Genomic DNA, 14,955 nt, shown 5'->3' with positions numbered 1-14,955 from the left:
TTTTGGCGAACGCGACTGTTCCCACGTACAACCGCGGCTAACGGGTTGTTGCACTAGTCTTAAACCAAATGGCAACCATTCGCCGATGGGCGTTGGCCGCGGTTGGCGTCTGAGCAACCGCCGCGAACGCGGTACGGCTCATTCAATCAACAGCCCGCTAACGTCCAAAAGGCTCACATGATTCTGCTAGATCATTCTCGCCTAATTGCTTAGAGCGTCGCGAAGAAGGCGGAGGGATCAAGATCGGCGGAATCGCCAGGCACTCTTGGGCAGTCGGATGGCTGGATTGGCTTTGGCCAACGCGGCATAAAGCTTCGTTCGGTTGTAGTGGTAGTTTTGCGTGATCTGGATCGATTCACCCGAGTTGGTTTGCATGATGATGGAGCTATGTTTGGCTTTTTGAGTTTGCGTGATTTCAACGATCTGGTTCACGGGAATTGAAAACGTGAAGGTTCGCGAGAGTGGATCGAAGACTTCGAAGGTGTCTTCCGTCACGACCATCCGGAAGGTTTCGTTTTTGACCCAGAGGTAAATGGCGGCGAGCAACAGGCAGACTTCCACCAGCGGGGTGACGATGTTCAGCCAAAAGATCAGTTGCTCGCTCTCTTCCGACGCTGGAAGGAAGCTCCGTGCGGCAAGGTACATCGCCAGCAAGACGACCATGTTCAGTAGCAAGATCATCGAGGTTCGACGCTGCCGACTCTCGTATCGATAAAGTTCATTCATGCGGAGTGATTTTCACGGAAAATTCGCGTGTTCCAAACGCGACTGGCCGGTTCAATGAGAAGGCGAGAATGCGGTAGGGTTGGTCGTGGTGTTGTCGCCCTCGAAAGGCTCACTCGAAAAGGATTGGCAACGTCTCGTTGCATTGCGATCCCGGTTGCCGAATTTGTCGGGTGGAGTTTACGTTGACGCTTGCCGAACCAATTCATCTGGCGAACAGGACAACGGATCCAATTCATTGAGCCCCATGACGAGCACTGAACTTCACATCGTTGCAGGAGCCGCCGGTGTTGGTAAGTCCACCTTTGGAAAGGATTTGGCAAGCAAGTTGGCTGGCGTTTTGTTGGATAGCGACACCGTCACTGAACCGGTGGTTCGAGCGGGTTTGGCCGCAGCGGGGTTGGATCCAGCTGACCGCGACAGTCCGGAGTACAAGCGGTTGTTTCGTGACGCGGTCTATGAATGTTTGTTTCATACCGCGGCTGACAATTTGCAACACATCCACGTCGTGATCGTGGGGCCATTCACTCGGGAACTTGGGGATCCAAGTTGGCCAATTCAACTTGCCGAGCGTTTTGGCGTAACACCGACCGTTTGGTATTTGAGTTGCGATGACGAACTCCGACGTCAACGGATCGAACAACGAGCCAACCCGAGAGACCAAGCCAAGTTGATTGATTGGCAGCAGCATGTTAGCGAAGCGCCGGTGGCAAAGCCCGCGTTCGCTGTTCAATTCGTCGATACGAGCGATTGAGAATGCGGTGGTTGTTCGACTCTCTGCATGCCGGGCTGTTGATTTAGTCGTCTACCGAATGGCAAAAATTAGCCGGTGGGCGGAAGCCCCGGTGGGCGTCTGATTAACCGCCGTCAACGCGGTACGGCTCACTGAATCAACAGCCCAATAGGGCTGAATCCACAGTGACTCAAGGTGCGGTGGCCATCGGCCCAATGTACTTTTTCGCGATCACCACGTTGTCTATGAAAATGTGCTGGTCGTGTGGAGATGCGGTTTTCCCGCCGTGGTAGAGGTTCATCCAGATCTGCTCGATTTTGAGTTCGTCTGTCAATCGAAACCGCATGTCCGTTTTCTCAAACGCCAAGTGCCCATCGACCCAGGCTCGCAAGATTCCATCCTTTTCGCCGGGAGTGTTCAGGCGGCAGTGTTGTTCGATGGTGTACCAGTGATTGGTTGTCAGGTACCCGCGGTAACCTTGGCTCCAAACCCAATGGGATCCATAGGTTCCCTTCATGTCGGCGTGGTAGCAGTAGAACCCAACCGGCGTTGTTCCTGCCAACGGATTGCCGGCGGGGATGGTCTTTTGAAACAATCCGCGAGCTGACCAGCCGTTGGTCCCATCGCTCTTTCGACCGCCCCAGCCTGCTCGCCCGTACGTTCCACTGATCCCTGGCAGTTTGCCGCCTTGAACGGTTTGGTTCCAATCGTCTGCCAAACGCAAGTGATAGCGAAAGTAGATTTCCTCGGGCTCGCTGCCGATCTGTTCATCGAACTTGTACAGCGTGTTCAGTGCCGTGAAGCCACCCTTTGGAATCCGAGAACGCAACGCTCTGCCTTGCAATGGAATGAATCCTTTGAAGCCAGTGTCAGGATCGACCGTGTCCACTTTGCCGTCGGGGCCGGCCTGAGTCCATTCGCTTTCCCAGTCCGCATGTTCGAAACCCGTCGCGAAAATCACGTCAGGGTCTTTCGCGATTCCGCGATCGTTTTCGTACTTGGCCGCGATTCCTAGGACTGGCGAAGTGGGGGCGTCGGTGTCGCCTTGATTGCAGCGGAACACTCCGATGCTGGCCGAACCAAACTGCTCGGGCGAATGCAGCAACAGCGTGGCGTTGGTGATCGTTCCAATGTCGGAGGCTTGTTCGAGATCGAATCGGACCAGCAGGTTTTCCGCCTCGGCGGAGACTCGCAGTTCGGGGGATTGCCCCTGGCAACGGAAAGTCGACTTGGTCAGGAATGTATCCGCGACCGCATTGAGGATGACCGTTCCGTTCTCGCCAGTCAGTTCGAGTTTGGGGTGAAGGTTTTTATCGGTGTTTTCTCGGCTGGCGAATGCAGTCCTGCCGGCTCCTTCGACGACACGTAAAAACAGTCCTTGATTTGGATGCGTTCCCTTGTCCCACTCGTTTACTAGCGTCGTTACATCCCAACGAACGGGTTTGAGAGTGTCCGTGTCGGAGACTTCGGCGATTGCATAGGGAGCCTCGCCTAGCTCGGTTCCTTCCGCGTCGCACCAATCGCCCATGAAGTGCGCCCATCGCAAGGAAGCCGCTTGGTTGTAATGCTCGCGATTGGCACCATCGTTGTGCTCCTTTGTGCCCTCTGCCCAATCGGATGGATCCGCCAACACCGAACCACATCCGAACGAAACGACCACCGCGGAGAAAAAGAAAACGTGGCTCACTGTGGAATGCTGCATTGGAAATCGGTAAGGTCACGAGGGTGCGAAGCGAACAACAACCAATGTACCCACTTGAATGCAACATGGCTGGACTCTTCCTATCACCTCAGCGGATCGATCGCGTTGGCCTCTGCCGTTGGGCATGGCGAATCGCGATGTTGCTGAAGGCGATGCTCCTGACGTTGGTCTGCCTGCAAGTGAGTTCGCTTGCGGAAACTCCACGCACGGTCGATGCTCAACGCTGGAAAACGCAAACGCTGGCGTCGATTGAAACAAAACTTCAGAATGCCGCGTCGGACGACGATCGCTTGGAATATTCCGCTCGGCGATCGTGGCTTCGTCGCTGGAAGCCAGGGGAAATGCCAACTGCCTCGGCCGCTGCACCGGATAAATCGGAAATGATGAAAGAGCCCGTGTTGGCAGATGTGCCGCGACCTGAGTCCGTCGATGCGGGTGCTTGGAAGGCGATCCTCGATTGGCAGAAACGGTTGATCGCGTCTGACACCGACGACGACCGAAAAGACAACTTGCGGACCACGATTGAATTGGCCAGCCAACTGGAGAAATCGCTGGCGGATCATCTTCCGGCTGATTTGCAATCGCTGGCAACACCCACAGGTTGGGCACTTGCGTACACGCGATATCGGCTAGGGAGGGCACTGGCGTATCGCGAGTTGCCGGAGGTTCGAGAGCGATGGCCGATTGCTAACCCGGACGAATATGAGTCGCGGTTGGTCGCAGCTTTTCAGCGGCTGACGGAGCAAACGCAAGGTGGTCGTCGCGAATTCATTCTTTTGCAGGACCGAATGTTTCGGCGGGCTGGGAAGAAGGGGCGAGCACTCGAATTGTTGGGAGCCAACAGGCATTCCATTGAACCGAAATGGTATCTCAAGAAGCGGCGTGATTTGCTGCAGGAACTTGGTTGGGATCCACCCTACCGAGAAGCGGCCCGACTGTACCTTCAAGCAGGCTACGTTGACGAATGATGCTTTCAATTTCCAGCACTGATATTCAGCTTCCATCGCCACGCCCGCATGGGCTGGCCAAGTACCGCGATCTCACCGAAATGGCTCGAGGCGGCAACGGGGTGCTGTATGCCGCCTACGACCAAATCGTGGGCCGCACCGTGGTGCTCAAGATGCTGTTGCCGGAACACCGCTTGGACCGCGGGTACCGGCGCCGTCTGCTCCGCGAAGCACGGGTGACAGCTCAACTGGAACACCCGGGAACCGTGCCAGTGCACGAGATCGGCGAGGATGATGAATACGGAATCTACTATGCGATGAAGCGGATTTCGGGCGAGAATTTTTTCTCGGTGCTACGTCAGCTTGCAAAGGGCGATGAGAAGGTGGCCGCTGCTTTCCCGCTGCACCGACGGATCGAGATTATTCGAGACACCTGCCAGACGCTTGTGTTTGCACACGCGGCTGGTGTGATTCATCGTGATGTTAAACCGGAAAACATTTGGGTGGGTAACTTTGGTGAAGTCACGCTGTTGGACTGGGGATCCGCCAAGGTATGGGGGGCGCCAACTCTGGATGAAGGTCGCTATGCCGTCGATACAACACCACCCAGCGAATTCAGTCCCGCGCCGCCGAGCGAGTCTGTTCCGACGCCAAAGGTTCAACACGAAGAACATACTTATGAGCTACCAACATTGACGCCAGCCAATTTGTTGATCGGTACACCGACATACATGTCACCGGAACAGATTGCCAATCGAGACATCGACGAACGCAGCGACGTATTCTCCGCGGGAGTCTGCTTGTACGAAGCCATGGCAATCGCGGAACCCTTCCGTGGCAAAGATCGCAATGAAACGTTCGAGAACATCTGTATGCGTCAGCCAACGCCACCGAGCGAACGTTCTCCCCAGCATCACATTCCCAAGGAAGCGGACCGGATCGTCTCCAAAGCGATCGCCAAACAAACCGCGAGTCGATATCAAACGATGCGTGAGCTGATCACGGATCTGGACGAGCTGATGCTGACCGTCCGCCAAGACGAGAGCAAGTGAAGTTCGTGGGTTGACCCGACTTTCTTGTTAAATGAATTCGACGGAGCAGGAACCGGTGAAGCAATTGGTTGCTGATTCAATGGGGCATGTGCCGTGCGCACGCAGAGGTCGTGCCGTTTTTTGATGCCGCTTTTGGGCAGATTTACACACGGTGCACCTCTCCCGAAACGAAGTTTGGGGAGAGGATCTCAAATGCAGAAAACCGCCAAAACACAGCATCAGAAAACAGCACTGCCTCGTCTTACGGACGGAGTTCGCTGATATTGATTTGGTTGGGGGCGTTGTGGGGATTCAGTTTTGTTGGGAGGAATCACAGGCTGGAAGCCTATGCCACTTTATGGGGACCAGTTGAAGCAGGTTTTCTGCTCGGAGAGTGCCCAGAGTTGGGTGGCGGCTTCTTGGTTCAGGGCGAGAGGTTCGAGCGGGCATTCCCCGACGCGGCCGACTGTTTCGGCTCTCTTGGTTGGGCCGTACAAGGCTTGAGGTTTCAGACTTTCTTCGGTGGCGCACATGACTTCGGGCCACGAGCCTCTCTCGGCGGATTGAGCGATGAAGGGTGAGATCAGTTTCCACAGCAGCTTCATCGGCAAACTGGCGGTTTCGTTTAGCAAGTTGGTTCGCGATGCACCGGGATGACAAACCCGAACCTGAACGTGCTTGCCGGCCGCTTCCACGCGTCGCTGAAGCTCGTAGGCGAACATCATTTGCGCCAGCTTGCTTTGTGCGTAGGCGTTCCACGCGGTGTAGTTTTGGTCGAAGTTCAAATCTTCGAATTGAATCTTCTTCAGCCCCATTTTGTACGCGTTGCTGCCGACGACGACGATGCGGCCACGTGATTGTTCGATCCGGTCGAACAGCAATCCGCACAGCAGGAAATGACCGAAGTGGTTCACTCCGAGTTGGCTTTCAAAGCCGTCCACGGTGAGTTCTTGCTTGGCCACTTGCGCGATCGCAGCATTGCAGATGAGTGCATCGATTTGAGGAGCCGTGTCGAGTAGTTCCGATGCCGCTTCTCGCACGGAATCCAGCACCGCCAAATCCAGACGCACGAAGGTAACCTCGACGTCGCTGCCGAATTCCTGTTTCAAGGTCTCGATGGCGGCGGCTGACTTTTCCGCGTTGCGGTTCATCATCACGACTTTCGCACCCTTGGTCAGGAGAGTCCGAGTCGCCTCGAATCCCGCACCGGTATTGGCGCCAGTGATGACATAGGTTTTGCCTTGGAGCGAGCCGAGTCGCTCGGGAGTCCAGCCTCGAGGGCCAAATTGTTGTGCTTTCGTCATTGTTTGGTTTCTGTTTTGATGCGCGGCGTTGGAAAGACGCTTGAAGGTGGCTATTGAGGCGGCATCAACTGGCGAATCATTGATTCAAACGTGCGATAAAAGTCGACTTGGTGGCCACGGAGTTCATCTTCTTTCATGAGCGTGGAGACTTCCTCAGAAGGGTGAGCAAGCGGCCAGAGTCCGGCGATCACGGCGTGATGCTGAACGATGAATTCTTGAACGGCAGCAGCCGACATTTCTGGCCGCACGGATTGCAGGGCCGCCGAACATCGTTCGAGCGGTCCAAGGAGTGATCGCTTGAATTCGCGGAGAAAGTCGGTTGTCAAATTGCGTTCCAGCACGGAGGCCAGAACGACCGTCAGCCGACAGAAACGGTCGCGATTGCGAATCGCCTCGGCCAGCGATTTCGCGATTCGTTTTGGCGTGGGAGAACGAAGTCGCTTGAGTCGGCTTTCGACGTCGAGCAACCAATCGTGGAGTTCCTCGCGGTAGAGGCAAATGAAAACCTCCTCCTTCGTGCTGAAGTAGTGGTACAGACTTGCTTTGCCGAGTCCCGCCGTCGCAGCGACGTCTCGCATCGAGATGTCCGCGAGCTCCTTTTCATCAAAGAGCGTGGCCGCGGCCTCCAGGATGGTGGCAACACGCTCCGCCTTCTGGCCTGGTTGGCGTGCTCTTTGCCAGTTCATTGGCAGATCCTCATTCAAAGACATTGATCGAAACGACCGTCGGTCGGTTGTTAATCGACCGTCGGTCGAGTGTCTAGTCACCCGAACAAAATGACAAGGCAGCGTCAAGACTGCAAGGACGCCAAAACAGAAATTGCGTACACCACCATCGGTTCAACACATGAAGGTCGCGGCACTTGTTTCGAGTGTTTCCAAAGGCATCGGCTCTGATCCGACTCACCTATCCGCGCATCGGGGGCGTGCCGATTCGCTTTCTTCAGAAGACCTTTGGGGGAACATTGATCGTCGCGAATCAACACCAGTGGTTTGTCACCGATGAAAGTTTGGGTTGATCGTGGTGGACGAGGCCACGAGTCCTCGGATTTGAAGCCGGCTCAGGACTCGTGGCCTCGTCCACTACCCTGAAAACGAGTCGTGACAGACAACTAGTCAGAGAGGAAATCCAGTGGTGAAGGACGCTGCGTCGAAGAACCAAGGGACGCCGAAGCGACTGTGTTTCGACATGGTTTGGTAAGACGATGTCGCAACTGGCGTCGACTATTTTTTCAATCGGACGCGAACGGAGCCTGGTCCGGCTTGGCGGTCCTTTTGGACTGCGAAAAGAACATGTTGAAGTCGGTGCACTGGCGATTGTTACGCGGGTCCTTGGCGGCGGAGGAAGGTGTCGTCGTCGGTTTGTTCAGCCTTGAGCTGCGATTCTTGGTTGTTGGCGGGGTTTGCGGAGCCACTTTTTACCAGGCTAGAAACAAACATTTTGAACTTCTCAAACCAACCGTTGGGATTCATGGCGGTGTTGGATTGGGACGAGCCTTGCGGGTCGGATTCGCTTGCCGAGGCGGGACGAGTGAATGTGTCGTTGGTGGTTTGGGAGACGGTTCGGCTGAGCGTGGCTTCGCCGAGAGCGGCTCCGGTGCGGATGAGGTTGAGCGGATCGAGGGAGTTGAGCTCGTAGAGCGGGGCGTTGACGGTGGTTTGTTGGCCGAGCCGGTTGCCTGTGTTGGGCAAGTTGATTTCGGTTTTGGCGGTGAAGCTGCTGTTGCCGCCGACTTCGATGGTGGTGCTCGGTGTTTGAGCGAGGCTGCCGTTAATGGCGGTGGCGGTGAAGTCGACGTTGGTTTCCACGTTGCCGAGTAGTAGGTCGCCGGTGGACTGACGGATGATTCCGTTGTCGGCGTCCAGGTTGACGATGCCGGTGAAGACATTGCCTTCGTTGTCCAGGGTCACGTCACCATTGGCACCGAGAAGGGTGTCACCGCCGACTTTGACTGTGGTACCGGGATGCTGCGTGAGGTCGCCGTCGATGGATGCGGCGAGGAACTCTCCGCTGGCGTCGATGTTGCCGAGCGTCAATCCGCCGTGTCCGTCAAAAAGGGCGATGTCGTCGCCGGTGGCGTGGACGGGGCCGATGAAATCGTTTTTGATTCCGTACAAGTCGATGTCGCCGCCTGCGTTGATCGTGGTGGTTTGACCGACGGTGATCGTTCCGACGGTAGATTGTCCCACGTTGCCGGCGGCGACGATGTCGAGATTGCCGGTCGCGGTGATATTCTCTACGCCAACGTTGCCGGTTTGACTGTCCAGTTTGACGTTGTGGCCAGACAAGTTGTTGACGTTCAAGTCACCGCTGGTTTGGGTGATGTCAACGTCGCCGGTGACTTCGATCGTACCCGTCGTGCTTTGCGTGAAGCTGTTGTTGACAAGGAAGGTGCCGGCGGTCACTGCACCGCCGTTTTGTGCGTAAGTGTCGACATCAAGGCTGCCGTCCACGTTCAGCGTGCCGCTGTCGATTTGCAGGTTGCCGCCGAGCAGGGAGTCAACTTCGACGGGGCCGTTGACGGTGTTGTCAAACGTGGGCGTGACGCCTTCCGGGATGATGACGTTGGCCACGTTGCCGAGGTCTGGAACTGCGCCGCCGGCCCAGTTTGAGGGATCATTCCAATCGCCGGTCGAGCCACCGATCCAGGTGACGGTGCCGAGTCGTGTGATGCTGCTGGAGGTGTCATCGGCGAAGGTGATGTTGTAGTTGCCGCCGCCGTTGCCGTCGCTGATCGAAATGTTCGATCCCGCGAGCGTTTTGTTGGTGCCAACGTTCTTGTCTTCGTAGGTCAGTGTGATCGAGGCAACGCTGTCGGTGGCGATACCGAGTGCATCGGTGAAGGCTTGAAGCTGAGTTGCAGTGGCTTCGATGTTCGTGTTGCCGTCGTAGGCCTTGGTGACCGTCGGCACGGTGATGGTCACGTTCTTGGGTGTGATAATGCCATCGTTGGCGGTGAAGGTGCTGCCGCCGGATAGGTAGTAGTTATCCGCGTCGGTGCCGCTGAGTTCGAGGTTGCCGACCGTGTAGTTCAGGCCTGTGCCGGCGTGACGATCGGCGTAGCTGCCTTGGCCGTTCAAGGTGAACGAGTCGCCTGGGATAGCACCGGTTTGATCCAGCGACAGGTTGGTCATCGATTGGTTGCCGTCGTACGTTTTGCTGACGCCGGAGGCACCGACGTTGATCGCGGTTCGAGTGACCGCGTGGTTGCCGACTATGTTCACACTGTTGGAAAAATTGCCGCTGGTGATATCGATGTTTTCCATGCCGAGCGAAAACGCACCGACGTTCGTGTGGCTGGATGTGCTGAGTGAGGATCCACCGAGGTCAACGTCGAAGGCCGCCGATCCGCCGGATCCGTCATCAAAGACGTAGCGACCATCGACGACAGATGGAGCGGCGAGTGTGTGAACGGTATTGCCTAAGTCCATGTACTGTGCGGACAGAAGCTGCAGGCCGAGTAGGTCGCCGTAAGTCGAACTGCTGTTGTCGAACCGCACGAGCAATTCTTCGGCAGGGACAAGCGTGTAGTCGCCAGTGACAAAGGTGATGTCGTAGTTAGTGGAACTCCAACCACTGGCGGCCAGGGCGTTTGTGTAGGTTCCGGCGGATTCGTCGGATCCCATTCCGCTTCGCGTGATCGATAGTGATCCGGTCAGGTCAGACGTTCCTTCGCCCGCAACGAAGCCACTGTAGCTGGCTCCGGCGTAGCCAGTCGCGTCGGTTTTGGTGACAAACTTGGCATCGTTGTTGGCGGTGATCGTCAGTGGTGCCGGAGTGATATCGGCGGTCAGGCCGGTAGGCTGGTTGATGCTGTAGTTGTTCGCGTCGTCGCCGGTCAGGGTGAGTCCGCTCACAACGATGGACTTGGACGTGCCGACGTTTTTGTCGTTGAAGCTGGCGATCGCTGATCCGTTGACTTCGACATCATCGACTCCGATGGCCGCTACGGTTGCCGTGCCGCTGAGCGTGGCCAGGGTCGTGCCGTCGTAGACTTTGTCGTCACCGGTAAGTCCTGAAACGTTGATGGCAAGCGGAGTGATGTCCGCTGATGATGTATCCGACGTGCTGGCAAGGGCGTAGTTCGCCGCGTCGGTGCCGGTAAGGTTGAGACCGGTGATGTTGACGGTTTTGTTGGTGCCCGCGTTCTTGTCAGTGAAGGCGGCGGTTCCCCCGATCGTGACCAAGTCTCCCGCGACCACGCCGCTGGCCGTGGCATTCATTTGCGCGGTCGTGGTTCCGTCGTAGACTTTGTTGTCGACGACGATCGGGACAGAGATCGTTTTCTGGTTGACGGTTAGCGTACCGCCGGTGTAGCCATCGATGGCGTAGCCCAGTTGGCTGGTGCCGCCCGAAGCGGTCAATGTGTGATCGCCCGCGATGTGGTTGCCGCTGGTTGACAGGTCGCCGCCAACGGTGATCGTCGGTGCAACGCTGAACGCTTGAGCGACCGTGTCACCGTTTTGTGAGTTGATCGTACTCGTCAACGTGGGGGCGGTGCCGTAGGTGCTGGACGTGTCGGCGGCGGTGACGGTGATCGAAGGTTGTTCGCGATAGATTCCGAACAGTCCGGTGTCCAGGGTCAGCGAGTAGTTCGTGGCGGATTCGTCGCTGTTGTAACGGAACCGACCACTGCCGCTGGTTAGCAAGTCGGTCAGACCGAGGCTGTTCGCGATGCTGCCGGTGAACAGGGTGGCTCGTCCGCCGGTGCCAACGGTGATCGATGGTGAATTGGATAGAATGAGGTTGCCATCTGTCGCGGTTCCAGCGGCAGTCGTTCGTCCAGCGTTCAGCGCGATGGCGGACGCGGTTGCGTTGGTCGTCGAGACGTTTTGGGCGATGGTCAGATCACCGGATTGGGTTGCCAAATTCAACAAACCACTTGCGGCGATTCCGTTTTGCGAACCAACGGTGCCGATCGTCAATGTGTCTGAGTTGTAGAGCGTCACGTTGCCGAGCAGCGTGCCGGATTGGCCACCGGCAAGCGTCCCGATGGAGTTGGCGACATTGTCGAGCGTGAAATTGCCTGTGCCTTGCAGAGCGAGGTTGTCGGTCGTGATCGCGGTTGTTTGAGTCGCGTTGCCCAACACACCGAGCGTGAGCGTGTTGCCTGCGGTGGTTTGCAGCGTGCTGTTGATCGCCACGTTGCCGCCATGAATCGCTACGTCACCATCGATGATGATCGCTGTGTTGATGCTGATGTCGGAGGCGTTTCCTGACTTGCCGAGCGTTAGTCCGCCGAGCGTGTTTGCGAAACTGTAGTTGCTGGCCAGTGCACTGGAAAAGCTGGTGCCGGTGGGCTCGATCGTGACTGTGCCAGTTCCGGTGAAACCGCTGGTGAGCGGCGCGGTGTTGTTTTGAAAGACAATCCCACCGGTTACCGCGGTGCTGCCAGAGTAGGTGGCAAGGCCGGATGCGGTGAATGTACCATCGCCCGCCTTTATCAAACTGCCGGTGCCGGAGATGTTGCCGGCGAAGTTGGTGGATGTGCCGTCGCCACCGGTGGTGAGTGTTGACGTGCCGAGCGACACATTTCCGCCCGTGCTGCCGCCGCCCGCGAGGGATCCGATGGTGAGATTGGAAAGCAGGTTCAGGCTGGTGTCGGCGACGTTGGCGAGCGTGACGGCGGAGTCATCGCCGAGTGCGGATGCGTTGTTGGCCTCGACGATCCCGCCATCGATGGTTGTCGCGCCGGTGTAGGTGCTTTCGCCAGACAGACTGAGTTTGCCGGCGCCCGATTTGGTCAGTCCGCCACTGCCGGCGATGATGCCGGTGTACTGCGTTGTTGTGCCGGTGGCGACTTCGATCGCTCCATCATCGTCACCGAGTTCGATGCCGCGATTGCTGTTGAGTGTCGTGTTGCCGGTGACCAGAAGCGTTCCGCCGTCGAGTGTGAGATGCGATTCGGTGGGGCTGGACGGTGCCGGGCCGAGGTTGGCATCGCCGCTGATCGACAGTTTTCCTCCGGTGATCGTGGTCGAGCCGGTGTAGGTGTTCGTCGCCGAGAGAACGAGTGTGCCGTCGCCGTCTTTCGCGAGCGTTGCGTCGGTGCCGGAAATCACGCCTGCAATTTCACTTGCACCGCGTGCCGTGACATCGAGTGAGGCATCGGTCGCCAATGAAATGGCGTTGGCATCGAGCGAATGGGTGTCGATGGTGAGGTTGGCTAGCGTGTTGTTGCCACCAACACTCCCCGCGATCGTGGTGTCGCCGGTGGTGTCGGTTTCGATCGTCAGGTCATGGGCTCCATCGATTGTGCTGGTGGCTTGGATGTCGCCGGCGTCTGTGGTGGTCAACGCCAGATCCGCGGCCAGCGTGATGGCACTGCCGAAGGTTTGGTCGCCGGTGGTCGTGATGTCGCCACCGAGATTGGCGAGACCGGTCACGTCGAACGAGGACGCCGCGGCGATGTTGGCGGTCGTTTGCACGGCGGCGTTGATGGAGATGTTACCGAGTGCCGCGTTGCTGCCGACGGCTCCGTTGAATTGCACACTGCCGGCGGTCGAACTGGTGCCGCTGACTCCGACTGAAAACCCGTTCCAGGTTTCGTCGCTGAGGCTTTCCCAAGTGAGTTCGGAGAACGCATTGTTGAAACGGATCGTGCCGTGCGGTTCGCTATGCCCATCGCTGGCGCTGTTCATCCCGCCGTCATTGAGTTGGAATGTGTCGCCCACAATGGCTTTGGTCATCGTGCCACCGCCATAATATCCCGGGCCGGCACCATTCAATCCGGAGTACGATTCAATCGTGAAGTCTTGGTCGAATCCGTATCCGTTGCCGTTCATGCTCATGATACTGAAGGCAAGATTTTCGACCGATTCGCTGAAGGATAGCGTCTGGGTTCCTGCGTATTGCAATTGAATCAGGTCGGTAGTGGATGGACCGTTGGCCACGTTGTCGCTGACGTATGGCGACTCACCCACGAAGGCGGCTCCGCTTCGTCCCGTCCAATAGTTGGTTCCGCCTGACGTTTGGATGCCGAATATGCCTTGCGGGTTATGGTAGGTGACGGTGATGACATCGGAGCCGACGGTGATCGTACCGGTTGCTGTCCTGCTGACCGAGTCCCACGTGGTCCAATCGACCCAGTGATAGACGTTGCTGGGCGTGATCGTGGCGGTCAGGTCCCATTGGTTCGCGGCGCTGTCGGAATCAACGGTGGAATGGAACAGGATGTCGTTTTGGATCGTTGAAAAATGCGTGTGGGCACCGAGTACAACCGGGCTGTTGTAGGTTTGAATCCCGGTGGTGTTGATGGCGCCGCCGTTGATGTGAATGCCGCCACCTGCGGTGACGGTCAGTGCGGACAGAGCTTTGCTGGTTCCAGCGGCTCCAGCGAACGTGACGCTGCCAGTGCCCGCGTCAATCGTGACTGCGGTTGGCGCAAGATTCGTTTCACGAACGTATTGAGTGAGTGTTGTTGAGTTGTGACGAAGATCGTTCCATTGCCCGGCTGCACCCACAAACTGAACAGCGGTTTCATCGTCGCCAGAATTGTTCGGTTCACCCGGGTTCCAGTTGGTAAAGGCACCGTCAACTGGAGTTGTACCACTGATTCCGGTTGCGAAGATCAGGCCGTTGCTGCTGTCCTGTAACCCTTCCGGCCCAGTTACCCAACGCCAGGCCGAATCCGTCCCGATGCCGGTGACTCGTCGTCCGCCCAACCAGGACGGTGCGTAGTCGACTGCGATACCGGCGATCGCATTTTCTAGACGAGAGGTGATCGTCGCCAAGTAGGAATCACCCAACTCTTCACCGGTACCAGATTTTGCATGAGCGACTGCACCTTCCCAAGTCTGTGTGCTTGTGACACCGGTGTATTGGTTGCCTGAATTCAGAACTCCACCAAAGACAATGTCACCGTTGCCGGAGTCAAACGTCACCCCATTGGTGTTCGCAACGATCGTTTCGCCGTTGACCGTGATCGTACCGCCGCCGGCTTCCAACGACTGGGCTGCTGTGCCGCTGATGTAGACGTCACCGCCAACTTGAACGCTGGATCCGCCGATCGTCGCAGTGCTGCCGTCTCCGAAAGTCAAGTTTCCGCCATTGGTTTTGATTGAATCGCCGTTGACGAGATTGATTCCGTCACCGGAGTGATCCGAGTCGGCCAACAACGTCACGTTCAATTGAGCTGTGTTTCCGTTCTGAGTCGCATCGATATTCGCATCGACGTTGATGTGGCGATGAGCCTGCAGTGTGAGTGTTGCGTCGCCTGACATCGCGCCGGTGACAATGTCACTGCCCACGACGATGTCCCCAAGATCGGTGTTGGTGCCCGAACTTCCGTAAGAACCATTGTTGGCCGTCGTCGTGACGGTCACGCTGGTGCCGGTTTCGAGTGTACCCGCGATGTCGCTGGCAGCGACGGCGTCGATGAGATAGTTGTACGGATCGATCAACCACAACCCACCGTTTCCGTTTGCCGCTCCTGCATCGACTTGGATCCCGTACGTTTGGACGCTGCTGCCGGAGGTTTCAATGCGACCACCGTTCCCGAACAAGTCACCTGCTC

Annotated in this window: 8 protein-coding genes; 3 read left to right on the top strand and 5 right to left on the bottom strand. The window is 57.2% G+C overall.

From position 1 onward, the window contains the following. Window positions 1-237: 237 nt before the first annotated feature. Window positions 238-726 (bottom strand): hypothetical protein, encoded by a 489-nt coding sequence (locus tag B2R17_RS10955; protein WP_286764012.1) that lies wholly within the window; start codon window positions 724-726, stop codon window positions 238-240. Window positions 727-970: 244 nt separating this feature from the next. Between B2R17_RS10955 and B2R17_RS10950 the strand changes: the two genes are divergently transcribed. Continuing rightward, window positions 971-1,477: an AAA family ATPase gene (locus B2R17_RS10950; RefSeq protein WP_286764011.1), complete on the top strand. Its 507-nt coding sequence runs from the start codon at window positions 971-973 to the stop codon at window positions 1,475-1,477. A gap of 169 nt (window positions 1,478-1,646) precedes the next feature. Here B2R17_RS10950 and B2R17_RS10945 read toward each other — a convergent pair whose 3' ends face one another. Next, on the bottom strand, window positions 1,647-3,143 hold the full coding sequence (locus tag B2R17_RS10945) for a polysaccharide lyase (RefSeq protein WP_339888313.1): 1,497 nt from the start codon (window positions 3,141-3,143) through the stop codon (window positions 1,647-1,649). 80 nt (window positions 3,144-3,223) lie between these two features. On the opposite strand from B2R17_RS10945, the gene B2R17_RS10940 reads away from it, so the two are divergent. Continuing rightward, window positions 3,224-4,126: a hypothetical protein gene (locus tag B2R17_RS10940; protein WP_286764009.1), complete on the top strand. Its 903-nt coding sequence runs from the start codon at window positions 3,224-3,226 to the stop codon at window positions 4,124-4,126. After that, window positions 4,123-5,157, top strand: coding sequence for a serine/threonine protein kinase (locus tag B2R17_RS10935; RefSeq protein ID WP_286764008.1), 1,035 nt, complete (start codon window positions 4,123-4,125; stop codon window positions 5,155-5,157). Before B2R17_RS10940 ends, B2R17_RS10935 begins: the two co-directional genes overlap by 4 nt. Window positions 5,158-5,492: 335 nt before the next feature. Here B2R17_RS10935 and B2R17_RS10930 read toward each other — a convergent pair whose 3' ends face one another. The 3 genes from B2R17_RS10930 to B2R17_RS10920 form a co-directional block, all read right to left on the bottom strand. Beyond that, a complete protein-coding gene (locus B2R17_RS10930; protein WP_286764007.1) occupies window positions 5,493-6,440 on the bottom strand; it encodes an SDR family oxidoreductase in 948 nt (315 codons plus the stop codon). Between the two features lie 50 nt (window positions 6,441-6,490). Beyond that, window positions 6,491-7,126, bottom strand: coding sequence for a TetR/AcrR family transcriptional regulator (locus B2R17_RS10925; RefSeq protein WP_286764006.1), 636 nt, complete (start codon window positions 7,124-7,126; stop codon window positions 6,491-6,493). Between the two features lie 633 nt (window positions 7,127-7,759). Continuing rightward, window positions 7,760-14,944, bottom strand: a complete 7,185-nt coding sequence (locus B2R17_RS10920; RefSeq protein ID WP_286764005.1) for a beta strand repeat-containing protein — start codon at window positions 14,942-14,944, stop codon at window positions 7,760-7,762. Between the last annotated feature and the right edge of the window lie 11 nt (window positions 14,945-14,955).

It is taken from the genome of Rhodopirellula sp. UBA1907, from assembly GCF_002337565.1.
Taxonomy (GTDB): Bacteria; Planctomycetota; Planctomycetia; order Pirellulales; family Pirellulaceae; genus Rhodopirellula; species Rhodopirellula europaea.
The sequence above is the reverse complement of the archived record's forward strand: the minus strand, read 5'-3'. Positions and strand labels throughout refer to the sequence as shown.

Coding starts and splice junctions, on each gene's coding strand:
- B2R17_RS10955 (WP_286764012.1), bottom strand. CDS start 726: ATGAATGAACTTTATCGATACGAGAGTCGGCAGCGTCGAACCTCGATG.
- B2R17_RS10950 (WP_286764011.1), top strand. CDS start 971: ATGACGAGCACTGAACTTCACATCGTTGCAGGAGCCGCCGGTGTTGGT.
- B2R17_RS10940 (WP_286764009.1), top strand. CDS start 3,224: ATGGCTGGACTCTTCCTATCACCTCAGCGGATCGATCGCGTTGGCCTC.
- B2R17_RS10935 (WP_286764008.1), top strand. CDS start 4,123: ATGATGCTTTCAATTTCCAGCACTGATATTCAGCTTCCATCGCCACGC.
- B2R17_RS10930 (WP_286764007.1), bottom strand. CDS start 6,440: ATGACGAAAGCACAACAATTTGGCCCTCGAGGCTGGACTCCCGAGCGA.
- B2R17_RS10925 (WP_286764006.1), bottom strand. CDS start 7,126: ATGAACTGGCAAAGAGCACGCCAACCAGGCCAGAAGGCGGAGCGTGTT.